The sequence below is a fragment of the Exiguobacterium sp. HVEsp1 genome (assembly GCF_002009685.1).
GTDB classification, from domain to species: domain Bacteria; phylum Bacillota; class Bacilli; order Exiguobacteriales; family Exiguobacteriaceae; genus Exiguobacterium; species Exiguobacterium profundum.
This window is the reverse complement of the sequence record NZ_KV917367.1, coordinates 1,433,764-1,458,634: the sequence shown is the minus strand read 5'-3', so window position 1 is coordinate 1,458,634 and position 24,871 is coordinate 1,433,764. Positions and strand designations below refer to the sequence as shown.

The 24,871-nt window shown below is 46.6% G+C and carries 26 protein-coding genes and 1 tRNA gene; 10 read left to right on the top strand and 17 right to left on the bottom strand.

Going from position 1 to position 24,871, the window contains the following annotated elements:
- Positions 1-25: 25 nt before the first annotated feature.
- The 3 genes from BV910_RS07505 to BV910_RS07495 form a co-directional block, all read right to left on the bottom strand.
- Positions 26-943: an NAD(P)-dependent alcohol dehydrogenase gene (locus BV910_RS07505; protein WP_078146873.1), complete on the bottom strand. Its 918-nt coding sequence runs from the start codon at positions 941-943 to the stop codon at positions 26-28.
- Between the two features lie 99 nt (positions 944-1,042).
- Positions 1,043-2,086 carry an ABC transporter permease gene (locus BV910_RS07500; protein WP_078146872.1) on the bottom strand — a complete coding sequence of 348 codons (1,044 nt, stop codon included), beginning with the start codon at positions 2,084-2,086 and terminating at the stop codon, positions 1,043-1,045.
- On the bottom strand, positions 2,086-2,946 hold the full coding sequence (locus tag BV910_RS07495) for an ABC transporter permease subunit (protein ID WP_078146871.1): 861 nt from the start codon (positions 2,944-2,946) through the stop codon (positions 2,086-2,088). Before BV910_RS07495 ends, BV910_RS07500 begins: the two co-directional genes overlap by 1 nt.
- Before the next feature lie 210 nt (positions 2,947-3,156).
- Here BV910_RS07495 and BV910_RS07490 point away from each other — a divergent pair, with 210 nt between their 5' ends.
- Positions 3,157-3,456 (top strand): hypothetical protein, encoded by a 300-nt coding sequence (locus BV910_RS07490; protein WP_078146870.1) that lies wholly within the window; start codon positions 3,157-3,159, stop codon positions 3,454-3,456.
- Between the two features lie 306 nt (positions 3,457-3,762).
- On the opposite strand, the gene BV910_RS14710 is transcribed toward BV910_RS07490, so the two are convergent.
- The 4 genes from BV910_RS14710 to BV910_RS07470 form a co-directional block, all read right to left on the bottom strand.
- Complete coding sequence (locus tag BV910_RS14710) at positions 3,763-4,188, bottom strand: hypothetical protein (RefSeq protein WP_074037059.1); 426 nt, start codon at positions 4,186-4,188, stop codon at positions 3,763-3,765.
- Positions 4,189-4,273: 85 nt separating this feature from the next.
- Positions 4,274-5,038: a DUF817 domain-containing protein gene (locus BV910_RS07480; protein ID WP_074037060.1), complete on the bottom strand. Its 765-nt coding sequence runs from the start codon at positions 5,036-5,038 to the stop codon at positions 4,274-4,276.
- An 8-nt stretch (positions 5,039-5,046) separates the two neighbouring features.
- Entirely contained in the window at positions 5,047-5,907 is an 861-nt protein-coding gene (locus BV910_RS07475; RefSeq protein ID WP_074037061.1) for a metal-dependent hydrolase, read from the bottom strand.
- A 200-nt stretch (positions 5,908-6,107) separates the two neighbouring features.
- On the bottom strand, positions 6,108-7,115 hold the full coding sequence (locus tag BV910_RS07470; protein WP_078146868.1) for a helix-turn-helix transcriptional regulator: 1,008 nt from the start codon (positions 7,113-7,115) through the stop codon (positions 6,108-6,110).
- Between the two features lie 116 nt (positions 7,116-7,231).
- Here BV910_RS07470 and BV910_RS07465 point away from each other — a divergent pair, with 116 nt between their 5' ends.
- Complete coding sequence (locus tag BV910_RS07465; RefSeq protein ID WP_078146867.1) at positions 7,232-8,077, top strand: alpha/beta fold hydrolase; 846 nt, start codon at positions 7,232-7,234, stop codon at positions 8,075-8,077.
- Between the two features lie 23 nt (positions 8,078-8,100).
- Here BV910_RS07465 and BV910_RS07460 read toward each other — a convergent pair whose 3' ends face one another.
- The 7 genes from BV910_RS07460 to BV910_RS07430 all read right to left on the bottom strand — a co-directional run bounded on the left by BV910_RS07460 (position 8,101) and on the right by BV910_RS07430 (position 14,998).
- The gene (locus BV910_RS07460) at positions 8,101-8,514 is read right to left on the bottom strand and encodes a YhfM domain-containing protein (RefSeq protein ID WP_078146866.1); all 414 of its coding nucleotides are present in this window, start codon (positions 8,512-8,514) and stop codon (positions 8,101-8,103) included.
- A gap of 101 nt (positions 8,515-8,615) precedes the next feature.
- The gene (locus BV910_RS07455; RefSeq protein WP_078146865.1) at positions 8,616-10,034 is read right to left on the bottom strand and encodes a glycoside hydrolase family 32 protein; all 1,419 of its coding nucleotides are present in this window, start codon (positions 10,032-10,034) and stop codon (positions 8,616-8,618) included.
- A 19-nt stretch (positions 10,035-10,053) separates the two neighbouring features.
- Entirely contained in the window at positions 10,054-11,484 is a 1,431-nt protein-coding gene (locus tag BV910_RS07450; RefSeq protein WP_078146864.1) for a sucrose-specific PTS transporter subunit IIBC, read from the bottom strand.
- Between the two features lie 2 nt (positions 11,485-11,486).
- Complete coding sequence (locus BV910_RS07445) at positions 11,487-12,425, bottom strand: carbohydrate kinase family protein (RefSeq protein WP_078146863.1); 939 nt, start codon at positions 12,423-12,425, stop codon at positions 11,487-11,489.
- A gap of 108 nt (positions 12,426-12,533) precedes the next feature.
- Positions 12,534-13,523, bottom strand: a complete 990-nt coding sequence (locus tag BV910_RS07440) for a LacI family DNA-binding transcriptional regulator (protein WP_078146862.1) — start codon at positions 13,521-13,523, stop codon at positions 12,534-12,536.
- Between the two features lie 47 nt (positions 13,524-13,570).
- Positions 13,571-14,047 carry a GNAT family N-acetyltransferase gene (locus tag BV910_RS07435; RefSeq protein ID WP_078146861.1) on the bottom strand — a complete coding sequence of 159 codons (477 nt, stop codon included), beginning with the start codon at positions 14,045-14,047 and terminating at the stop codon, positions 13,571-13,573.
- 87 nt (positions 14,048-14,134) lie between these two features.
- On the bottom strand, positions 14,135-14,998 hold the full coding sequence (locus BV910_RS07430) for a cation diffusion facilitator family transporter (protein ID WP_078146860.1): 864 nt from the start codon (positions 14,996-14,998) through the stop codon (positions 14,135-14,137).
- Positions 14,999-15,150: 152 nt separating this feature from the next.
- On the opposite strand from BV910_RS07430, the gene BV910_RS07425 reads away from it, so the two are divergent.
- From BV910_RS07425 to BV910_RS07405, 5 genes are all read left to right on the top strand, one after another.
- Complete coding sequence (locus BV910_RS07425) at positions 15,151-15,492, top strand: hypothetical protein (protein ID WP_240499818.1); 342 nt, start codon at positions 15,151-15,153, stop codon at positions 15,490-15,492.
- A 40-nt stretch (positions 15,493-15,532) separates the two neighbouring features.
- Positions 15,533-16,324 carry a class I SAM-dependent methyltransferase gene (locus BV910_RS07420; RefSeq protein ID WP_078146859.1) on the top strand — a complete coding sequence of 264 codons (792 nt, stop codon included), beginning with the start codon at positions 15,533-15,535 and terminating at the stop codon, positions 16,322-16,324.
- Between the two features lie 138 nt (positions 16,325-16,462).
- Complete coding sequence (locus tag BV910_RS07415; RefSeq protein ID WP_078146858.1) at positions 16,463-18,856, top strand: immune inhibitor A domain-containing protein; 2,394 nt, start codon at positions 16,463-16,465, stop codon at positions 18,854-18,856.
- Between the two features lie 107 nt (positions 18,857-18,963).
- A tRNA-Thr gene (locus tag BV910_RS07410) sits at positions 18,964-19,034 on the top strand.
- 320 nt (positions 19,035-19,354) lie between these two features.
- Positions 19,355-20,050 carry a queuosine precursor transporter gene (locus BV910_RS07405; RefSeq protein ID WP_078146857.1) on the top strand — a complete coding sequence of 232 codons (696 nt, stop codon included), beginning with the start codon at positions 19,355-19,357 and terminating at the stop codon, positions 20,048-20,050.
- 38 nt (positions 20,051-20,088) lie between these two features.
- Here the strand turns inward: BV910_RS07405 and BV910_RS07400 are convergent, their stop codons facing one another.
- Positions 20,089-20,337, bottom strand: coding sequence for a hypothetical protein (locus tag BV910_RS07400; RefSeq protein WP_078146856.1), 249 nt, complete (start codon positions 20,335-20,337; stop codon positions 20,089-20,091).
- A gap of 147 nt (positions 20,338-20,484) precedes the next feature.
- Between BV910_RS07400 and BV910_RS07395 the strand changes: the two genes are divergently transcribed.
- From BV910_RS07395 to BV910_RS07385, 3 genes are all read left to right on the top strand, one after another.
- A complete protein-coding gene (locus BV910_RS07395) occupies positions 20,485-20,841 on the top strand; it encodes a PilZ domain-containing protein (RefSeq protein WP_012726233.1) in 357 nt (118 codons plus the stop codon).
- An 84-nt stretch (positions 20,842-20,925) separates the two neighbouring features.
- Positions 20,926-21,567, top strand: a complete 642-nt coding sequence (locus tag BV910_RS07390; protein WP_078146855.1) for a hypothetical protein — start codon at positions 20,926-20,928, stop codon at positions 21,565-21,567.
- 62 nt (positions 21,568-21,629) lie between these two features.
- Complete coding sequence (locus BV910_RS07385; protein WP_078146854.1) at positions 21,630-21,902, top strand: hypothetical protein; 273 nt, start codon at positions 21,630-21,632, stop codon at positions 21,900-21,902.
- 63 nt (positions 21,903-21,965) lie between these two features.
- Here the strand turns inward: BV910_RS07385 and BV910_RS15010 are convergent, their stop codons facing one another.
- Both BV910_RS15010 and BV910_RS07380 read right to left on the bottom strand, forming a co-directional pair.
- A complete protein-coding gene (locus BV910_RS15010; RefSeq protein ID WP_256363520.1) occupies positions 21,966-22,094 on the bottom strand; it encodes a hypothetical protein in 129 nt (42 codons plus the stop codon).
- 60 nt (positions 22,095-22,154) lie between these two features.
- The gene (locus BV910_RS07380; protein WP_078146853.1) at positions 22,155-24,818 is read right to left on the bottom strand and encodes a cation-transporting P-type ATPase; all 2,664 of its coding nucleotides are present in this window, start codon (positions 24,816-24,818) and stop codon (positions 22,155-22,157) included.
- Between the last annotated feature and the right edge of the window lie 53 nt (positions 24,819-24,871).

The window sequence follows — 24,871 nt, the reverse complement described above, 5'->3', positions numbered from 1 at the left end:
ACTTCTCTTTATACTATCATTTAATTTATTCTGCATTGATGCTCACCATCACACTTCCAACCTTTTTCCCTTGGTCCACATATCGGTGCGCTTCGACAATCTTATCGAGTGGATATACCGTATCAATGACGGGTTGCAATGCTCCTGACTCAAACAATTCGTTCAAAAATATCAAATCCTCTTTACGTTCACTGGCTGGTCCTTGCCCCGCGACAGAACTGAAGGCCCCGTTATCGCTCACATGGGCTTTCGCTAATCGTTTATCGATTTTCCCTGAGGCATCAAAGACCACATCATACGTATTTAATTCAAGATCGTACCCCTCTTTCGTGTAATCGACGACCACATCAGCCCCAAGTCGCTTCACAAGTTCAACGTTTCGCTCGTGGCAAACTGCTGTGACATGCACGCCGTAATGCTTCGCAATCTGTACGGCAGTCGAACCGACAGCACCCGCTCCACCATAAATGAGAACGTTCGTCGCTCGCTCGATACGTGCCTTCCGTAAAAAATGTAGTGCAGTCGTCCCACCAAATGGTAGCGCCGCCGCCTCGATAAAGCTGGCATGCGCGGGCATCTGAAACACACATTTCGATTCGTTCACACATGCAAACTCCGCATAACCACCAAAACGCATCCCAGTGAGGGCATAGACGTTGTCTCCGACCTGAAAGTTTTTCACACTGTTTCCTGTTTCTACGACGGTACCTGCCAACACGACACCGAGAATCGGTTTACGTGGCGCCTTAAACCCAACAACTAATCGCATCGGTAGTTTTCCTAATGCTGGAACGTCTAGTGCGCGGAGGCGTCGGTCACCCGAGTGGACGGCCGATGCATGGACTTGAATCAGCATCTCATTGCTTTTCGGCTTCGGTTGATGCACTTCTTGAATGACGAGTACTTCCGGTGGCCCATACGTGGTACAAATCGCAGCTTTCATATCGATTCACTCCATTCATGAATTGTCACCTCAATCTGTTATACACGTTCCCTCAAACAAGACCGTTCAGTCCATTCGACATAGAAAAACCGGATCATATCATACGATATCATCCGGTTCCTTCCTTAATGACACAGTCGAATCAACAAGGGTGAACGGATTCGAAAGGGAAGCAGCTGCCGCTACCGATTGTGCTAGACTTGCCTCGGTCACCACCGGTTCTTGACGTCTGAGCTTAAATGCTCGCTCGAGACGGCTCGTCAACAAGTTGAAAATAAAGATGAGCGCAGCAAGTGACATGGCCGGGACGAGAAACAGGTGATTCGTCATCCACGTCATCGCAGTGAACTGTCTGAAATAATACCCGAACATCGAAGACCACTCATAGACGGTCGGCATAATCCCTTCATGTAACATGACCGTTCCTCCGAAGAAAATCCCAAACAGTGAGAGATGAATGAGCAACATGAGCGTCTGAACAAACTGTTGCATGAAGACGATCACGAGGGTTGGAACGAGATGCGGGAAAAGGTGCAATCTCACACGATACCAGACACTGCCACCAAGCGTCTGAGCCACGATCATGAACTCTTGTTGAAGCAATTGTCGAATCTCCGTGATCAGGTATAACGTGACGGCAGGCAATCCGAGAACGACTAAGACGATTAGTTCAATCTTTACTCGATCCCATAATGGAGGCACTTGTGTCGAATCAAAAAAGGTCAGTGTTCCTACTAACATCATCAATGCGATCAATGAAATCGGCAGAATCAAAAAGCCGTCCAATAACGTTTTAAAGAATTGATTTAAGCGAGCTCCCCTGAAAGCAAGAGGGATGCCAATCAATAGACCGATGACCATCCGTCCGAATGCGACGAGCGCACAGATGCCAACGGTCCACTTAAATCCTTCCACGAGCATTTGGAATAAATCATATCCAGCATTGTCCGTTCCGAGCCATTGATATTTTGACGGTTCTAATGGTGGTATTCCAATGAGTCTCCCTTCATCAGAGTAGAGCATGAGGGTTTGATCAACATTCCCATCACGAAACACGGTATTTCCAAAACTCATCAACAATAGCCCCGCTACGATAACAAAGCAGAAGATGAAAATCGGGTCACGTATTAATACTCGGCGCATCAAATCCCTCCTTTCCATGCATTCTGAATAATCCATTCAATCAGTAAATCCAACAGAAAAATCGGGATATAGATGACGAATAAGATAACCAGTAATATCTCCATCTGCGGGTTGTAGACGGCGAATCGAAATAACCCTTGAACGTTAAATAAGTATTCGACAATCAAAAGTGTCGATAAGATGGTAATGATGTTCGAACGGAAAAAGAGGTAAAACCGATAGATGATATTCGGTAATAAGTGTTTCCAAAACAGTCCACTCGGTCGAATCCCTTTCGCTTGCGCGAGTTCGAGATACGGAATGGCTTCTTGTTCATGAATATGAATCGTCAACCATTTGATAAAGAAGAATAATGTCGTCAGCGTCAATGTGACGATTGGGAGAAACCGTATATATTCTGCGAATCCTCCGGCAACTTCAATGCGATCGAACCCTGTCGACTTATGGATTGTAATCGCAAGAAATTGAGAAAAAATTAACCAGAACAAATCTGGTACCATCTCGAGCGTCTGACTCGTTTGGTGTAAAACGGTACGAACGCGTCTCCCGCTCCGATAGTAGAGGTACGCATACATTAATCCTAGCGAGGTCGATACCGCGAGTGCCGTGGTAAAAATGATGACCGATTCTTTGACGAGCGGTCCAAGTGCCGGCAAGAGTGGCAAGTAACGTTGCGCGGTGATGTTGTAATATGTAATGTCCTCTAGTTTCTGTAATTGGTCCATCTGTTGTTGAATGCCGTTCCAATAATTCGTCAGATTAAAATCCGTCTGAACGACGAGCGACGGTAGCGCACTAATCGCAATCAAGATGAAAAATGCGATTATCAGATGAACTGATTTCCGAGCAAAATACGTCATAGTTCGATCTCCTTTTGAATGCAAATCTCTCAATCAAAAGTGTGAAAGGATGTCCGGTTGATTGTTCATTTTCTAAAGGGAATAATATCCAAAGACACTTTCCACTGATTCTAGCATAATTATTATGTAAATAGAAACAATTTTCTGAAATTTATCTGGGTTAATTTGTATGATACAATGTATAGATAGAAATATTTAGGGGGTTAAAGGATGTGGATTATTTTTGGATTTACGGCGATCGGGGCGACGCTCATCAATTTGACCGTATTTATGATGGAGAAGGACTATAAGCTGCCGATGGCGATTGCCCTATCATTAGTTGCTCTCACGTTATGCGCCGAATATAGCTTGCTCAACATGTGGGTCGAAGCTAAGGACTGGGGTGCCATAACAGATGTCGTACCCGGTATGTCGCGTGCGCTATGGTTCTTGACGGTTGCGGCAATCTTTTTGAATATCCTTCCGATCTTTTTAGAGAGAAAACGAAACAAGATGAAGGAATCGAAATGATTGGTATGGCGTTCAAGAAATTCCGGTCATTTAGTGAATGACAATGAATCATAAACTTATTGCGATTCTCGCTAATCCATTTGGTGTTTTCATTTTTGTCGTAATTTCACTGTCTTTGATATGGCAGGCCATACTCCGTCTCTTATCGTCTCAGCACATCTTGTTCATAACCAATTTAGTCGGAGGACTGGGTTTTATCGTCATGATGTTGCTTTTATGGCATACGTACAGGAGTCAATCATAGTAAAACGTGTTCGAAGCTATAAAATTAGCTTTGAACACGTTTTGTTTTTGAGTTTCACGCAATCAATCATCTGAACGAGTTGAATATAATAGCTCACCGTCAAGTGATCGCAACTCATAATCGATTCCTGATTGCATCTGCTTTGTCATTATTGCGCGACACGTAAACACATATCCTGGACCATATGCAACGTCCGGAATTTCCTTGAAGCCGTATGACCGCTCTCCGAACCATAGCGTCACGTTCGATGAACCCTTCGATGATCGGTCATCGACGACATAACATTCTCCCGTCTCGACGATGTGATTCGTCGTCATGCGGTCGTACGTTTCCATGCCTGCCATTCCAAGTACAAGAAACGAACAAAACATTGCGAGACAAGCTTGTCCTAGTTTGACTCGATTCCGAGTCTTTCGCCACTCTCTCCAATAGATGACAAGAGATCCTAGACACAATAATCCAATCAACCAAGTAAGTACAATTTCCAACAACCGAATCACCTCGTTTTACAATACGACTTTCTTCAAAAAAGGATTCGTGTCCCCTCACAAAAAAACTCGACACATGTCGAGTTTAAGGTAATTCATACTCCAATTTTCGCTTTTGCCAAGCGACAAGGAGGATACTGATGATGACGAGTAGGAACCAGGACGACAGTTTTCCTAAATCAACGATGGCCCAACCGTTCAATTGGTCCGGATACGCCCAGCCGTTGTAGAACGTGACAATATTTTCAGCAAGCCAGATAAAGCAGGCAATCAAGAAGAATGACAGGACGACCGGCATCTCAAATCGTCGATCGTCGAGTTTATACGAGACAACCGAGCGACCGAACGCCAAAAAGATGAATGCGATCAACAGCCACCGTAGGTCTAACCAAACATGGTGCCAAAAAAAGTTGAAGTAAATGGCGATGCCAAGTCCGAAGGCGATGATTGGGTGCGGCATCTTCGTAAATCGTAAATCGAGACGACGCCATGCCTGGACGACGTAACTACCAACGCTCGCATACATAAATCCGGCATAGAGCGGGACGCCCCACACTTTTGTGAACGCCTCATCCGGATAACTCCATGACCCCATCTGCACCTTGAATAATTCAAGTCCAAGACCGATGACATGGAACCAGCTGATGACCTTCACTTCTTCCATCGTCTCGAGCCCCGTCTTCACAAGGACGACTTGAACGAACAAACACCAGATGAGTAAAACGTCATATCGTGGGAGTGGTAACTCTACAAACTTTGTGACGGCAAGCGCTCCGAAGATGGCGACCGGAAAGATACAACTAAGTGCCTGTTCGTAAGCGAAGATAAAGAGATAACGTATACGTCCCATCCGTTGTCCTACCTTTCGATGTATTCATATAAAAATGAGGATTCGCCATCATAAAACCGCGGGTCAAAGACGCCGAGCCGTTCTTCGTTTGCTACGATGACGACGAACGGCGACCATTTGGTCAATGTGCGCGCCTCATGATTCGCTTCAAACAATGGTTCAAGACTCGCCTTTTCGGCACTCGTCAATTCGTATTGCAAGGTCGCTTCTTGATATATCGAATCTTGAAAGAGCGATACGTCCTCGTCAGTCTTCGTAATGACCGTGAACTGAGTCGGGATAAATGAAGCCGAGAGCGCCACTTCGTCATATTCCTTTGAATAAGACTGATATAAATAGGCGCCCTGCGCACTTTGAAGCGCGACATAAAGAACGAGGGCAGCCCACGCATACCGATACGTCTTATAACGGACTTCTTGTTTACGTGCGACGAGCCAGGCGACCAAGAAGATTCCCCAATAGACAAAATCGACAATCGGGATCACACCGAATGTGATCCTCACGTCCGAGATCGGTTCGAAATACCCTGTCCCCCATGCATTGAACAAATCGGATGTATTGTGTACGAAGACAGACAATAATGCCCACCAAAAATAGCGGATGTCCGTCACTCGAAAGAGAAGGCGAACCAGTATGTAGATGAGCAGTGCAAAGAGCGGAACGAGGAAGATCGAGTGAGTGATGCCGCGATGCCACATCTGATACATGCCTTCCGTGTCCCATAGCCGTGAAATTACATCACTGTCAGGGATTTGGCTCCCGACGAGTGTCGTGACGAATAAGGCTCGTTTTTCATGTTGTTGTAAATCACGCTTATCGGCTGCACCATATAACGTCAAACCGAATAACGTATGTGTAATCGTATCCACGTTCTACCTCCATAGCGAAAGAGACATCTCCCAATCCTGGACGATGTCTCTTCCTATTAGTTCTCTTTATCCATTTTCATGGCGCGTCTTGCGACGATCGTTACGAAAATGACAGCGACAATCGGAATGATCAATGGCATCCAATTCAACATCCGCCTGTCCCCCTTCATCTAGTGTCGCAAGCAGTATAGCACATCTGCTTACTCGATGGAGGAATGAATGCTTGTATGTTCATAAGTAGTTGCCATCTTCTCAATCGTTGCTTTCATATGATCACGAAGCGTGAGTGGTTCAACCACTACTACTTGTGAACCCAAAGATAGCAACCAGTAAATAAATCCGTCAGAAACGGCCGCATCGAAACGGATGAGGAATCGTTCTCCATGTTCAGAAACAGAAACGTCTTCCCCTAACTTGTCAAAGATGACCGGGAGAACGCGTTCGTCGACGGACAAAACGATTTGTTCATCAGATCCGTTATACATATTGAATGATTTTTGATAGTAATCATCAGGTAAATGATGCTTCGGACGAATGGTGCCATCTTCCACAATCTCCGAATTGACGATGCGGTCAACCCGGTAGTTCCGCACCTCTCCGATTGATTCGTCGATCCCGATCAAGTAGTACTGCTCGTGATTCCAATGCAAATCGATTGGATTAACGACGTATCGCTCTCCGTCACGGCGGAGCGGGAACGTTCGTTTCGTCACATCAAATCCGACGACGTCTGTATATTGGAACGAGATAGCTTTTCGTTCATGAATGGCCCGTTGGATACGATCGATATGGTAAGGAATGTGTCCGTGTTTTTTCTTCGGCGTCTTGATGATCGATTGTAGCGTCTTCGCTTCAGGGATACTCGTCAGCATTTGAAGTTTCTCTACAATTTCCTCGGTCACGTCTTCCGAGATAAATTTCGCTGCGACAATCGCATCGACCATCATCCGGAGTTCATGAATCTCAAATAAGCGGGCCGAATGCCAATACTTTTTAGCGAGACCATTCTTCTCCAATTCATCCTGCACTTCAAACCCCGAATTATTCAGTGCCTGGATATCGTCTTTCACCGATTTTTTTGCTAACTTAGAAGTATCTCCTATCGTTGACAAGTACTCGAGCAAATCTTCTAGTGTCTTTGGATTCGCTTCGTCCGTGTAACGTTCGAAGAAACGTCGAACTTCAAGTAACCGCTCTCGGTTATTCACGGTTCTATCCCCTTTCGTTTCTCTATCTAAATTATGTATAAACAGACATTATCATTTTATTTCCACGAAATAAAGGTATTTTCCATTACAAAACGTTTAAGGAGGCGCCATCTAAGTTGAAATATTATGCACACGTCGACGGCTCAAAAATCGAATATATAGACCGCGGTCACGGTCCCGTCATCGTACTGATCCATGGGACCCAATCCTCGAGTCTAGAACCATACCATGTGGACCAACTCGTTTTATCCGGTTTCCGGGTCATTGTCCCATCTAGACCCGGATATGGAGAAACACCATACTCTTTTTCAGCATCTCCTCAATTGTTTGCATCCCGACTCTCTCACTTGATGCAAATGCTAGATATTGATCGATATCATGTCTATGGCATCTCTGCCGGAGGACCGACCGCGATTGAGCTCGCTTCACAGAATCAGTGTGTCCTTAGTTTGACCCTCGCTGCCGCCGTGACGAGTGTCGTTGATTTCCCGTATCGGGACACGGTCAGCCGAAATGTCGTCCAACCCGCATTTATCGCACTTCAATACATCATGAAACAGTTTATTGCTCGTGCTATTCATAAACATCCATTCGAAGCGACGGCCCGTATGATTCAATCGACAAGCGTGTTGGCACTCGAGACGATTCGAGAAGAGGTGTCTCCTTATGATATTTTCCTCCTGAAACGCGTCGCGAATCAGATGGCGTTTGGACTTGGCGCACAGTTCGATTTGAAACAACGTGTCTCGAGTGAGGTGTTACTCGGTGTGTCGTGCCCAACCTATATCATTCACTCGAAAAACGACAAAGCAGTTCCTGTTCGACATGCCCATTACGCGAAGCGCTTGATCCCACATGCGCAGCTTACGATTCTGAACAGTCCCGGTCACTTGATTTGGGTCGGACGGCAAGCAAGAAAATCAGAGCGACAAATCGAACGGTTTATCCGATTCAACTCGTAAGCATCTCAAAAAGAGGTGCTTTTTTACTTATCTAACCCGAGGGCATCAATCAATTGATTCGTCGAATGTTCCGGTAGTCGCCAGACAACGTCCGTTCGCTCAAGATGCGTGATGACACTCGGACGGTACGGTTGACCGAGCCACAGCTGATATCGTTCATGCTCGCCACCTTTAAATTGCAGCAAGAGATCAAAATCGGGTGCCACTTCAATTTCGACGTCTTCGATTTCTTCTGAACTACGTAGCATTTCCGCGAACACCCGCACCTGGCTCAATTCATGAAACTCTAACTTCACTTCTGGATTCATTATTCCACGCACCGTCGACTCCGCCACCATCACGCATTCAACTTCTTCATTCTCAATTTCTCCAATCGGATCTCCAAATGGTGCGGTAATCGTTCGAATCGCATCAACCCACTTCATCATTTTATTCATTCTCTCACCTCTCTCTTCTCTTCATCTATACGTAGATCCAATCGAAACGGTTTCAACATTTGGAAAAATTAAAAAGCCGAGCAAACGCTCAGCTTTTACATTCATTCATATTTCCAACCGACTAAACTTGCCTCGTCTCCGACGTAGCGGACTCGTTTCTCACCATCACTTGGGAAGACGCGAAGGGTTGCCACAGCGTCACCGTCATTGACGAAACATTCGACACTCGACGAGTCGACATACAGATGAAGGGACGTGACCTCAATCACTTTTGTCCGGGTCGTCCCAAACTCCGTCGCGAACGGTTCACCCGCGTTTGTCCGATCGATGGTCAATTCGTTTGTATCTTTCTCGTACTGAATCACGAGCGACTCATCTTCTGTCTTCAATAGTTCAAGTTTGAAGTCTTCTCCAGCTGTCGACAGTTCCAATTCAAAACGTTCGGGTGAGATCACGTCAAGCCGTGTCCCTGATTCGTTTACGAACTGATTAGATCGGAGTTGCTTCATTTCAGAGATTGGTCGTTGTTTTAATACGCCATCCTCAAGCGAGAGTTCTCGAGGGAGCGTCAACGCATGGGCCCAACCGTAGCGGTCTGTCGGATATTCGATCTCCGGTAGGCCCATCCAACCGACTAGAATGCGACGACCGTCATGCTCCGTCGATTGCGGGGCGTAAAAGTCGAAACCGAAGTCGAGCTCTTCAAACGACTCGTGCGTGAAGACGAGCGTCTCTAAATCAAGAGTGCCTGTGACATATCCAGATTGATAGATGTTGTGATAGCGATGACCTTCAGGCTCAATCCCTTGCGGAGAAAAAATGAGGACATGCCTTCCATTCAGTTCAAACACGTCAGGACATTCCCACATGTAACCGAACTGCTCGAGCTCCGTCTTCACTTCACCTAAAAACGTCCAATCATTCAAGTCGGTCGAACGATGTAAGACGACACATCCTGTCTCATCCGTTCGCTGTGCACCGACAATCGCATAATATGATCCATCTTCTTCCCATACTTTCGGATCGCGGAAATGTTCCGTGTAACCGGCCGGAATATCCGGGATGGCCACGTTGCGCCGCTCGATCATCCCGTCACGTAAGACACCGATAATTTGCGAGGCGTGACGCGTCCAATCGTTCGTACGATGATTCCCGGTATACATGACGTGAAGGGTGTCGTTTACGACGAACCCACTTCCAGAATAGGCACCGTGGGAATCCTCCTTCGTTTCAGGGACTAACGCCACCCCGCGGTCGGTCCAATGGACGAGATTTTTCGAACTGACATGATACCAATGTTTGAGACCGTGAACTGGCCCGAGCGGGAACCATTGATAGAATAGATGGTACTCTCCATCGTAATATGCGAAGCCGTTCGGGTCATTGAGGAGGCCCGTCGGCGGCTGGATGTGGTACCCAAACCGCCACGGGGATGCGGCCGTCTTTGCACGGAGCACCTCCATTTCGAGGGCGCTCACGTCACGGAGTGAACGATAACGTTCGGCCTTCGTCCAATTCATAGTGTCACTTCCTTTTTCGTTACGCGGCTTGTTTGACCGCTTCTTTTTTTGCTTGTCGTTTCGCAAGGATGAATGTCAATCCGAATGTCACGGCGAATGCGATCGCCATACCAATGATATACGAGATGATCGAACCCGGTGCGATTGAAATAATACCTGGTAATCCGGCAGCACCGAGCGCTACTGCCAATACGTCGTTTCCAACGATGAATGCAGACGCAACGGCTGAACCAACGATGGCTGCGATGAATGGATAACGAAGTTTTAAGTTGACGCCGAACATGGCAGGCTCTGTGATTCCAAGTAATGCAGAGATTCCTGATGCTGAGGCGACACCTTTCATCTTCTTATCAGCAGTCAAGAAGAAGACCGCAAGGGTAGCAGCCCCTTGTGCAACGTTTGACATCGCAGCAATCGGGAAGATGAACGATCCCCCTGTTTCAGCGATATCGGCGAGAAGTTGTGTCTCAATTGCGATGAAGCTATGGTGCATCCCCGTGATAACGATTGGAGCGTAGAGAAGACCCATGATCAAGCCACCGACGAACCCGAGTGAATCATACGTCCATACCAACCCATCAATGATCAAGTTCCCTGCTTCACGAGTGATCGGTCCGACGAAAGCGAACGTGATGAACGCTGTGAAGAGGAGTGAGAGTAATGGCGTAAGCAAGATATCTAGTGACGCCGGCATAAACTTCCGAATGTTAATTTCAAGCTTCGATAAAATATACGTCGAGACGAGGACTGGTAAGACTTGTCCTTGGTATCCTAACTTCTCAATCTCGAGTCCGAAAATGTTCCAAACCGGAATCTCTTCAACACTTGCCTGAGCGTATGCATTGATCAAGTCCGGGTGGACCATGATCATCCCGAGCGCTGCACCTAGGTACGGGTTACCACCGAACCGTTTGGCTGCAGAGAACCCTATGAGTACAGGAAGGAAGACGAAGGCGGCGTTTGCGAATGTATTGATCATCGCTGCGAGGTCGGCCATGCCTGGATACTGGTCAATCAACGAACGTCCATCAAAGAACAAATCCGGTGCCGTCAATAAGTTGTTGATTCCCATCAAGAGACCGCCGGCGACGATGGCCGGGATGATTGGAACGAAGATATCCGATAACATTTTGACGAACTGTTGGAGCGGGTTCATTTTTTTCGCTCCGGCTGACTTCACGTCTGTCGTCGACATGTCTCCAAGGCCAGTCAATTGTGAAAATTCCGCATAGACCTTGTTGACCGTACCTTGTCCGATGATGATTTGATATTGTCCGCCTGTAGAGAATGTTCCCTTAACCACATCAAGTTGTTCGAGTGCTTTCTCATCGACCTTTGACTCATCGTTCAATACGAGTCGAAGGCGAGTCGCACAGTGCGCGGCTGCCGCAACGTTTTCTTTCCCACCAATCGCCTCTAGGATCGATGCTGCTTCTTTTTTGTAATCCATCTTCATTTCCCTCCTAACGTTTCATTCACAAGTTGTCGTGATGGAATTGCTGGAATGGCGCCATAAGCTGTACATGTCAATGCACCCGTTACGTTCGCATATTCAATGTCGGAACGTAAGCGCTCCGGGTCAAACCCGAGTGTTGCCAACCGATATAAGTAAGCTCCGACGAACGCATCTCCCGCTCCCGTCGAATCGATACTGTCGATTGAGATTGAAGGAACGATTTCATGATGCGTGCTTGTCGCAATCAACGTCCCACGAGACCCTAGTGTGATGGCAATCTGTTTTGCCCCTAATTCAAGCAGTGCACGAACAGCGTCTTCTAGTTGTTCTTCTCCGGTTAACAAGTATGCTTCTTCTTCGCTCAGTTTAATGAAGTCCGATTCCGCGATGAAGTGTCTTGCATCTTGTTTAAATTGCTCGAGGTCCGTGATCAATGCATCTCGATAGTTCGGGTCGAACGAGATAAACAAGCCATCCCGCTTTGCAAATTGCAATAACTTGAAGTACGCGTCTTTCAATTTTCCATCAAGTAGTGCTGTCGCCGAGCCGAAATGAATGATGTCCCCTGACTCGATCACCGATAAGTCGATCGACTCGAAGGCATACTTCCCGTCACTTCCGCGACGGAATGTGAAGTCCCGCTCTCCGTCCTCTTGAATCGATACGAATGCGAACGTCGTGTCTCCAGACTCCACAAGGTTTTCTGTTCGGACGCCGTTCTCGACCAACGTCTGTTTCAAGAAGAGACCAAACGGGTCATCTCCAACCTGTCCGAGGAAACTGGATTGTCCCCCGTGCTTACTGACGACTGCCGCGACATTCGCAGGTGCTCCCCCTGCTTTCTTGACGAACGTCGTCCCGTTTACCAGATCGCTAGACGCATCCTCGCATACCCAGTCAATCAACAATTCGCCGATACAATGTACGGTGTTCATATCGTCCACCTCCATAAATCATATGAGTTCTTTATACGATTGGTACCGGTTCCAAAAATTAAGTAAAAAATGTTGCGGAACCGGTTCCGCAACACAAATGTAAACGATTTAATTTAACTTGTCAACGCTTTCGCGCAATTTTAATTCAAAAATTGTGAACGTTTTCATTGGGACGTGTTCACCGAGTAAAAGCTGTAACAACATGTTAGCTGCTTTCGCCCCAGTTCGGCGATAAGGTAGGTGCACCGTCGTGATGGATGGATGCAGGACTTCCGTGAAATCATATCCTCCAAACCCACTGATAGAGACATCACTTGGGACAGAGACCCCTTGATTCGCTAATCCTTTCAAGACGCCTAACGCAATGTTGTCGGTCGCACAAACGATCAAGGAAACAGAGCCAACATTATCCGCCAACTGTTCACCGATTGGAATGGCGTCCTCAATCTTAAACGTCGTTTGAATGATGTTGACATTTGACTCTGACTCTTGAAACGCCTTCAAAAATCCGTCACGGCGTGCTTGACCGACAGCGATATCCGATTCATACACCCCGACATAGACAACGTTTCGATGACCCCACTCCATGAATCGTGTGCCGAGCGCATAGGCCGCATCATAGTCAGGGTAGACGAGACTATGGACATTGTCATGTTGTTGCCCGATCAACAAGACGGGAATTTGAATCGCTTCAATCGCCTCAAGGTGACGTTTCGTGACCGTCGTCCCGAGCCAGATGATCCCGGCGACTTTTTGTTTCGCCAAATTGTATAGCTGTTCGATTTCTCGTTCCATCTGTTGTGCTGTATTGACGACGAGCATTTGATATCCTCGTTCAGTGAGCTGTTCATCAATCCCCATCATCGTCCGTGAGGCGGCATACGAATCGAGCCGTGGAACGATGACCCCAATCATCTTCGTCTGCTTCGACTTGAGACTTTGCGCGAACTGATTCGGCTCATAATTCGTATCTCGAATGACCCGGTCGAGTTTTTCCCTTGTTGCCTTTCCGACCGACCCACCGTTCAGATAGCGTGAGACCGTACTTTTTGCGACCCCAGCGAGCTCGGCAATGTCTTTAATGGTGACTTGCTTCATCCTTACCCCTCCATATGAAAAAAGCTGACGTGCGCGACGCCGTCAGCTTAATGGTTTACTACATATCGTTTCTTGAAATTTAAATAATAAAGACCATTTCGCTTTTCAAATCCGTTTTGAATAAGCACTTGATGCATCTCTTGTTGATGTGGGCTCGTCGGCGGGATGCCAGCCCGGACCGTTTGTCCATCCATCAAATTGGAGTCCAATAAGGCAAGTCGCAAACCTTCCGTCGCATATCCTTTGTTTTTGTATGCATCGAACACCATCAGGTCGAGTTGGTACACGCGGGCAAGCTTGAGTAACAAGACTTTACCGACCAGTTTGTCATCGACCATCAAGTCGTAATAGAAGTCCTCTCCATAACTATGCTCTTCTGCGTGATACAGTTGCTCGGACCCCATTTCTTCGAGGATCCCTTTCAACTCTTCTGCAGAAACGCCATATGCGTTTTCTCCATACTTCTGAAAATGTTCATATTCAATCTCATCAATCTGGCGAATAGGTTGACGCACGATGTTCATCCCGTGCCCTCCTTAACTAGTAGTTCAATATCTGTCTGCGCTTATTATAAACGAATCCCTTCATGAAGCGCAAAAGATAACCGAACGTCAAATCGGTTCGATATGAATATGCACCGAATCGACCGCATGCTGTTCATCTAATTTCCGTTCGATGTCATCACATAATTCATGGGCCGCGTCCACGGTCAAATCGCCATCGACTGCAATCGTCACGTCGAGCATCACGTGATTCCCTAGATGACGCCCTTTGATTTCCCGAACTTCTTTCACCCGCTCAAATTGTTCAATCGTCTCCTCATAGGACTCGACGAGGTGCGGAGGGAACCCGTCAGAAAGCTGATGGGTGGCATCTAAAAAGATTTGGATCGCTGTCCGGATGATCATGCCGGCAATCACAATTGCTAAGACCGTGTCCATCCAGGGCAGTTGGAAATAAGCAAATAGCACACCAAGCGTAGCTCCGACTGAAATCATCGCATCGGCCAAATTGTCTTTCGCTGCCGCCTTAAGTGCCAATGACTTTGTTTTCTTCGAGAGGTTCAAGTTGAACTGATACACCCCGAACATGACGAGCGCACTGACGAAGGCGACGACCGCTGCCAATGGGTTCGGCTCTGTATACACGCCCCCGACTAAATTCGACAGACTGTTAAAGAAGACGAAAATACCGACCGCAATCATAATCAATGAAGCGATGAGAGCAGAGATCGTCTCCATCTTCGCGTGACCATATTTATGCTCGGCATCCCTTGGCAATGCTGCCACCCGAATGCCAATATAGACGGCGACCGATGCGATAATATCCGTCGTATTGTTGAATCCATCGGCTAGGACCGCCTCAGATTTATATAAGTACCCGAAGAATACCTTTAGTATAGATAAAATCAAATATGCCGTAATCGACACAATTGCTCCTTTGAGCGCTTTTGGTGGATGATTTGTTGTTTCCATCCGCCCACCTCCTTAATTAGCTCAGTTAGTATAGCAGGTGAACTTCGTGTGGGGATAGAGAAACAATGTTTCATACAGCCAAAATAAATGGAATATATTCCCGGTAGTTTCGTTTAACAAATTTTATGGTAAAGTATACAGGAAGAGACCTTATGGTTAAACCGCAAAAAGAGGTGAAACAGATGTTTACAGAACGTGATGGGATTAAATTAAGATTGGAACAAATTGACAGATTGTTAATCGATTTGAATCGCGAGGCAAAGCAATTGATGGCACGTCTCCGCGAATTAGATGCTTCTGGTGAAAATCCGCACGAAGTATCTTTGAAACCTGAAGAACGCGATACGTTGAAATCGTCAATCGATGAAACGCTTGAAGCGCTACAAAGCCGTTCAAAACGTCCGATGAACGTGAACGACGAGAAGAAGAAAGAACTCGCTTCTCATAAAGCACTCATCGATGAATTATCAGACTTACTCAGCAAGAAAAAATGAGACGCACCTGCGTCTCATTTTTTATGAAGGAGCCCGAATCATGTATATTGTAACCACTTGTTTACGTCCGACAGATGATGTCTTATCTCGAGCGCATACACATGCCACAGAATACAAGATGAAATTTGTCGACCGGCGCAAACTTTCCATCGACGAGTTGAAGAAACGTCATCAACGAGATGTACTTGTATTTGATAAACGACGTGTCGAGTTCACACCTCTGCATAGTACAGAACCGTTCTTTTTCCACCCATCGAGCTCCGTCTTTCGGGTGAAGCAACTGAGCCGAGGTGGATCAGATCCACTCATTGACGCCATGCAAGCAACTCCGGGTGATCATATTTTAGATTGTACACTCGGACTCGGCTCGGACAGTATCGTCATGAGCCATGTCGCCGGTTCAAACGGTAAAGTAATTGGCCTTGAGAGTCAATTCATTACGGCACAACTCGTCCGAGAAGGCATGTCCGTATGGGTCGAAAAAGATGAGCAGGTCAATGAGGCGATGCGACGCATTGAGGTCGTTCACTCCAACTCTCTTGACTATTTGAAAACGTGTGCGGAAAATTCGTTTGATTGTATCTACTTTGATCCGATGTTTGAAAAGACGATTTCAGAATCGGTTCATCTGAACCCACTTCGCACAATCGCCGACACTTCCCCTCTCACGCAAGAATTGATTACCGAAGCAACACGAGTAGCCAAGAAACGAATTGTCTTGAAGGCGCATTTTGAGAGCGATACCTTTGAACGGTACGGTTTCGCTCACATAAAACGTAAAACGTCGAAGTTCCATTACGGATATATCGACCTTGAGTCTAAGTCTATTTAGTCAAATTGAACTAAATAGGTCTTTAGACTCCTTTTTCGTTTATTATTTTCTGAATATTGACATTAATCAGACACAAAGAGTACATTTACAACAAGCTCACACATTTTCCCATTATTTTTTAACAGGAGGTTCATACAAATGAAAAAACGTTCCATCCGTCGAACGACTCTAGCGGCTCTCATGACATCTGCCATGACAGTCAGTATCGTTCCGGCAGCTGGTGCCGCTCCCCTCTCGGTTGCGCCATCGGTACCGACAACGAGCGAGCTCGCTCCGTTCGACCACAACATCATCGATGAAGAGCGTCTCGCGAAAGCTCTCGAGAAACGCGGCGTCATCAAAAAAGGTTTGTCTGCATCTGAACGCATGAAAGCAGTCGATGCATATATCTCGAAAAAGCAAGGTGAAGCGAAAGATCCACATAAGCACGACGACAAAGTGAACGAGAAGGCTTCAAAAGCAAAAGAGAAGATACATACTCAATTCGAAAAGGAATCAAAACGAATTCTTGATAAAGCGAAAAAAGGGCAAGGAAATTACCGTAAAGGGAAACCGAACGGTCAAGTGAAGGTTTCTCCTGCCCGGCAATCTGCATACAACGGTTCGGTACGTGAAGATAAAGTCCTCGTTCTCCTCGTCGAGTACAGCGATTTCAAACACAATAACATCATCCAAGAGCCGGGCTATATGTACAGCGATAACTTCAGTAAAGAACATTATGAAAAGTATATGTTCGGTGATCAACAATTTGAACTCTTTAACGGTGAAAAGGTTCAAACGTTCAAACAATACTATGAAGAACAATCAGGCGGAAGTTATACTGTCGATGGTGAGGTTTCGGAGTGGTTGACCGTTCCGGGAACCGCAAAAGACTACGGTGCGGACAAAGGCGATGGCGGACATGATAACGTCGGACCGGGACCACGTCAACTCGTCAAAGATGCGTTGAATGCTGCGGTCGCATCTGGAATCGATTTGAAAGAACATGACCAATACGATCTATACGATTTGGATGGAGACGGTGACTTCAATGAGCCGGACGGTCTCGTTGACCACTTGATGATCATCCACGCTGGGACTGGCCAAGAAGCGGGTGGCGGTGCGCTCGGTGACGATGCGGTATGGTCACATCGCTGGGTTCTTGATGGTGTTTACCCAGTAGCCAATACAGAAGCTGCAGTTCCTTACTGGGGCGGAAAAATGGCTGCGTACGATTACACGATTCAACCAGAAGATGGTGCGGTCGGCGTTTTCGCACACGAATTCGGACATGACCTCGGTCTTCCAGATGAGTACGATACGCAGTACACAGGTCAAGGCGAACCGATTCAATCATGGTCAATCATGAGTGGCGGTAGCTGGGCCGGTAAAGTCGCAGGTACGGAGCCAACAAGCTTCTCACCACAAAACAAAGAATACTTCCAAAAAATCATGGGTGGAAACTGGGCAAACATCACAGAAGTCGACCTTGAAGACCTCAACTCTCAAGGGTTCGTCGCACAACTCGACCAATCTGTGACGAAATCAAACAACCCAGGCATCGTCAAAGTCAACCTTCCTGATAAGAAGATTAAAGGAATCGAACCAGTTTATGGCGATCGCTACTATTACTCGACAAAAGGTGACGACATCCATACTGAGATGGCAACACCAGCTGTGAAACTTGGTGCGGACGGAGTCCTCGCATTCGATTCATTCTATGAAGTCGAATCGGACTATGATTACTTGTACATCAAAGCCCTCAGCGGTGGTCAAGAAGTCGTTCTCGATGTATTCGGTGACGACGTCAACGGCGCAAACGAAGCGGGCTACCCTGCTGAGACGACGAACGGTGCATGGGTCAACAAATCATACGACCTCTCACAATTCGCTGGTCAAGATGTTCAAATCGTCTTTGAATACGTGACAGACGGCGGCGTCGCTATGAAAGGCTTCGCAGTCGACAACTTGTCAATCAAATCAGAATCCGCAACACTCTTCGCAGATGATGCAGAAGGCGCTGAAGCCGTGACGCTCGATGGATTCGTCTCTTCAGACGGATACGATTCAAAACCACACTATTACTACCTCGAATGGCGTAACCACGCTGGGGCGGATATGGGTCTTCTCAACGGTCGCGGCGTGAAATACAACACTGGTCTTGTCGTGTGGTATGGTGATGACTCGTTCACAGATAACTGGGTCGGTGTTCACCCTGGTGAAGGATTCCTCGGTGTCGTCGATTCACATCCACAAGCGCTGATCGGTAACTTGAACGGTCAACAAACAGTCGCAGGTAGCACACGTTACCAAATTGCTGATGCGGCATTCAGTCTCGATAAGACGCTCGCTTGGTATATCGATTCACCGAGTCGTGGCGTGTACGATTACAAAGCACAGCCTGGCGTGAAGCAGTTCAATGATGCAAACTCTTATATCAACTCGCTCATTCCAGATGCAGGACGCAAACTTCCGCAATACGGTCTCGTCATTGACGTAGTCGGTGAAGCGAAAGACAACTCTGCAGGTGCCGTTTGGATCCGTACAAAATAAACATGTAGCATTCGACCTCCAGTCTTCCTCTATCGAAGATTGGAGGTCTTATTATTCTAAAAAAGCTTGAAAATGACGAATAATCTGTGTAACATAGTTGGTATAACGCCTCTGTAGGTTAGTGGCAGACCTCAGCAATGGTAATGCTGCAGCACGAGTTCGATTCTCGTCGGAGGCATCAAGAATACCGCTCAACGAAGCAGTTTAGAGCACTTCCTGTTTATGACAGGAGGTGCTTTCTTTTTGTCATTGCACAGAAATTGCACAGTTTCCGTTTTTCCGTGTCATGAGCACCGCTTTGTCGAATCGATTTTTAATTTGTCGAACGATTGCACTTAACAGGGAGTTTCCAGAAGCACTTTTGATATAGAAGAAGGTTTTATAATTTTTCGGTGTTTACCTGAGTGGACCCTCCCCCCTCTCCTTGACATCATTTCCGTTCCTCTATAAACTTGAAAAGTTGAAATCATTGAATAGTTAGAGGAAGGAGCATGATTCATGCTAAACGAATGGTTATGGATTCCTTCTGCCATCCTTACACTCGGACTACTCGTCCTCAGTTACAAGTTATTCGGACGAGTCGGCTTATATGCTTGGATTGCGATGGCTTCGGTCGTAGCAAATATTCAAGTCACGCAACAGATTGTAATTGGCGGATATATTTTCACGCTCGGTAACATCGTTTACGGTTCGCTCTACTTGGCAACCGATATTTTGAACGAAAAACATGGACGAGCGGCTGCCCGTAAAGGCGTATGGCTCGGATTTTTCATCTTGATCGTCTCAACGGTACTCATGCAATATGCACTTTTATATGAGCCGTTTGAAGAGGCACTGTTCATGCATGAAAGCTTCGAGGCACTCTTCTCGATGCTGCCATTGATCACACTCGGTAGCCTTGCTGCCTATTTGGTCTCTCAATTGTTCGATGTCTTCGTCTATTCAAAGATCCGTGCAAAAACGGGCGAGAAGAAGCTTTGGCTTCGTACGACAGGTTCGACCGTCTTATCTCAACTGATTGATACATTCACGTTCTGCATCATCGCATTCTGGGGAATGGAATGGGACATTTGGTGGAACATCTTTATCACGACATACGTGGCAAAGTTTGTGATCGCTTGGATGGCGACACCGTTTATGTATTACGCAAAACGAACAAATCCACAAGACGAAACCGAACAGGATGCAGCATAAAGAAAAGCCGTAACTTCAACATGAAGTTACGGCTTTTCTTATGGTCGTTCAATCAGGATACGCACAGCATACGGACGGGCTTCTTCAATCGACGCCGACTCTCGACAGACGGTAATCGCTTTGAATGCATCAATCGCGACCGCCTCGATGGTATGATCGTTCGTTTCGACTTCAAGAATGGTATAAGCAGGTAAGCGCTCGAGTTTAACCCACTCCCCGTTACGTTTTTTTTCATAGATGACTGGTGTTTGAATCGAGTAACGTCGGAGTAAATCATGGACATTCATCTGATCTCCTCCCTATTCAAATCGTATATCCATTATAGAAAGCGCTTTCAAATTTGTAAAGCGAGTACACTATAATTTTATACAATCTTCCACTTCATTTTAAATTCAATTTTGCCGATAAAAGAAGTAAAGAAATGGGGTGAATTGATGCGTTATCGCCGCCAGGAGACGTTCCGCTATATCCTACCGAATCCCCGTACCATCCCTTATCGACTTGTATGGGAAGAAAAAGAACTCTATGATGGGGAAGGATTGCTCCTCAATGTGAGTTCTCATGGATTAAAATTGCGTTCGGACTACCTCTTCCCGCTCTCTGATGATTTACAGGTCCATTTTCTTTTCGACCTCGTTCCGACACTTCAACCGATCGAACTCATGGGACATGTCAGACACCGTGGCCAAACGGGCTCGCTGTATGATTATGGAATCATGCTTGATGTGAAAGCTGACGAAACTCAGCAACTCGTCACGATGATTAAAACGTATGCACGTGAAAATAAATGAGAACATGCGTCAGGCATCTTCTCATTTTTTCGTGTCTCCAAAAGAGGGTATACTACAACTATCAACCATTGACGAGGTGTTCGTATGACAAGAAAATTCTTATTGATTCCTTGGGGACTGGCAATTGCATTCGCCGTCATCGGTCCAAATGTCCCGTTCGACGGACGCTTTCTTCTCGATTTTGTGACTTATAATACCGAGGCGTACGAAGGCTATTCTCTATCGCTCTTTAGTATCTTAGGGGTGTTTCCCCTGGCGATGTTTCCACTTCTTTGGTCAGAAGTGAATCAGCTCAAACCGAATCCACTCATCGCCGCTGTCACCAGTTTTTTCGTTGGGGGATTTCTACTCGCTCCTTATTTGGCTTTTGCGAGACAGTCACCTTATCCGACCCCGGTCAAACCGCTGCCGACCCGTATCCTCGGCGTTGTGCTTTTACTGGTGACAATCGGGTTGTTCATCGCTGCAGCCAATACTGGAAATGTTGCAGAATACTGGTCCTATGTGGAGAACAATCAATTTGTTCGAACGATGACCGTCGATTTCTTTTTGTTGGCATTCATTCAAATTACGTTAATGAATCGGGACGCGAAACGCTATAAGATGAGCCTATGGCCGCTCCCCTATATCCCGTTGTTCGGTCTCATTTTTTGGCTCATGATTCGCCATCAAAAACCGTTCAACGAAGCACCTCCGAAGCGTGAACGTGCTGAAATGAAACATTGAGTACCCGTTTTCATCAGAAACGGCTATACTAGAAGTTAGTTTTTAATGAAGGAGACCATCACATGCGTTATTTCCAAGTCACTTCTTACGTGACTGTCAAGAATGAAGAGCTCGAATTCAATGAATATGTAAAAGTTCCAAACCAAAAAGTCGATCAATTTTTGAAAGACACATTGGAACTAGATTTATACGATGACCAAGTGACATTGCGCGAATGTGTTGTCGAAAAAGGGAAATGGGAATGCCCAGTCGGTGATTTTGTCATCACGGAACATATGAACGAGAAATCATTCAATCGGCTACAAAATAGCCGCTCTGTAAAGTCAACATCATAAACCAACTCAAAAAGATCCTCCTAGCTTATTTCAGCTAGGAGGATCTTTTACCTGTTACACGCTTTATTCGTTCGATTCTTCCTCTGGATCAGGGTCAGGATGCTGTGTCGGAGCCGGTTTTTTCGCCGGGTTCGATTCATCATCCGGTAGCGGATCCGGGTGAACCCCTGGTTGTGATTCGTCACGCTTCATCGTATCCCTCCTTCATGTTTACTCCACTTGTTTAACCTTTTTTCACATGAATGAAACGTATCAGTGTATATTCCGGTTGCCGATGACACGTCTGGAGATCGCCTTCTCAATTTCAACAATGATAAAGACGACGGCACCAAATGCCACTGGATAAATCCAATCTTCCCACGTTAATGGAGCGGTACCGAATAACGTGTGCATAAACGGTACGTACGTGATGAACAATTGTAGGGCAATGAGTAAGGCCGATACGAGAAACGCAATCTTATTGTCAAAGAAATGTCGGTTGAATGCAGGTGCCAACTCCGTACGGCAGTTGTACAAGTGGAAGAGCTGGGCCATGACGATGGCATTCAAGGTAATCGTTTGTAATTTCTCGGTCGAGTAGTCGAAATCTCCGAGCATATAGTTGATCCATAAACTACCGCCCCCGATAATAATTGAAACGAAGGTGACGCGGAAAATATAGTATCGGCTGAGTAGCGGCACATTGGCCGGACGTGGCGGTCGTTTCATCGTACTCTCTTCGAGTGGTTCGAAAGCGATTGCTAAAGAGAGAGTAATCGCGACAACCATGTTGACCCATAAAATCTGCACAGGACTGAGCGGTGCAGCCGCTCCGAGCAAGATACTCATTGCCACAAGCAACGCTTGACCTCCGTTTGTCGGAAGCAAGAAGAGAATGGTTTTCTTCAGGTTATCGTACACCCGTCGTCCTTCTCGTACGGCGTTATAGATCGTTTTGAAGTTGTCATCGACAAGAACCATCTGAGATGCTTCTTTCGCTACTTCCGTCCCTTTAATCCCCATTGCCACACCAATGTCAGCACGTTTTAAGGCAGGTGCGTCGTTCACACCATCTCCTGTCATCGATGTAATCAGACCGTTCTCTTGCAATCCTTTGACGAGACGAAGCTTGTCGTTAGGGCTGGTCCGTGCGAATACATCGTTATGAACGGAAGCCTCTTTGATTTCTTCATCTGTCATATCTGTCAATTCACGACCTTCGAGGGCGCCTTCCACTTCCATGCCCAGTTCTTTTGCAATCGCGACAGCGGTATCTTTATGGTCTCCCGTGATCATTTTAATTCGAATCCCAGCATCACGACACGCGGCGACCGCATCGATGGCTTCTTGTCGAGGTGGATCGACGATTCCGAACAATCCGAGGAAAGTTAGACCATCTTCAACATCTTCATGGTCGATTGACGCTTTTGAACTGTCGACACGTTTCAAGCCTGCACCGAGAACGCGTTGACCGCGGTCTGCGATCTCTTTTCGTTTTTCATCCCAATAGTCTTGTTTAAAGTCTTCAGACAATGCCATATCAAAGAGTCGGTCCGGGGCACCTTTGACGAAAATCATTCGCTCTCCTTTGTAATCGACGAGCGTCGCCATGTATTTATATTCAGAATCGAACGGGATCTTCGAAATGACTTTTAAACGTTCGATCGGGCGCTCGGCCTTCTCAGCGACGGTCAACAGACAAGCCTCGGTTGGATCACCGTTAATGACCCAGTCCCCGTCTTCTTCATTCAACTGCGCATCGTTACATGTTTTCCCAACGGTTAACAGGTCGATCATCGACTCGTCATCGTCCAAGTCAAACGGTTGACCATTCAATTCGAGATCTCCATTCGGAGCATATCCGCTACCCGAGACTTCGATATCATGGTTCGCTGTCACGATTTGTTTGACGGTCATCTCATTCTTTGTCAATGTACCTGTTTTATCCGTACAAATGACAGATACAGCACCAAGCGTTTCGACAGATGGTAGACTTCGCACAATCGCTTTTTGTTCGGCCATATTTCGTACACCGAGCGCCAAAATGATGGAGATGACGGCAGGCAATCCTTCAGGAATTGCCGCAACGGCAAGACCGATTGTCGTCAGCATCAATTCGACCGGCTCATAATCCCGTAAAAAGTAGCCGAACGCATAAATCACGACGGAGATGATCAAGATGGCGATGGACACCGTTTGACCAAACTTGGTCGTCTGTCGAATCAGAGGGGTTTTGACGGTCTGCACTTCTGAGATTGAAGCGTTGATTTGGCCGAGCTCCGTCCCTTCACCGATGGCTGTCACGATAGCTTTTGCACTTCCCGTCGCGACACTCGTTCCTGAGTACACCATGTTTTTCCGGTCGGCCAACACCGATTCTTCTTTCACGACGTCTGATTTTTTCTCGACAGTCGTCGCCTCTCCCGTTAAGGCCGATTCCTCGACCTTAAACTTTTCGGCTTGCACGACACGGGCATCGGCCGGCACTTTATCACCGGCAGCAAGCACAAGCACATCCCCGACGACCAGGTCACTCGAGTCGATTTCGGATTGCTTGCCGTTTCGAACGACGGTCGCCTTTGTTTCTAACAATTTTTTGATTCCTTCTAGCGCCTCTTCGGCCTTATTCTCTTGAAGATATCCGACGACGCCGATAATCGTGACGACTAAAACGATGACGATCGTATCGATGTACTCCCCTAAGAATCCTGTGACGACGGCAGCCGCTAACAAGACGTACACGAGAACATCATTGAATTGTCTTAGAAATTTTATAATTTCAGGGGTTTTCTCTTTCTCCGGCAATACGTTTTTGCCGAATTCGTCTTGACGACTTGTGACACTTTCTGTTGTAAGACCTGATTCAAGATCAGTCTCCACATGGGTTCGCACCTCATCTACTTCGAGCGCATGCCACGGTCTGTCTTCCTTCTGCATAATTCATCCTCCTCGACCAATACTTTTTGAAAAGTCTTTCCCCTATCTGTTCC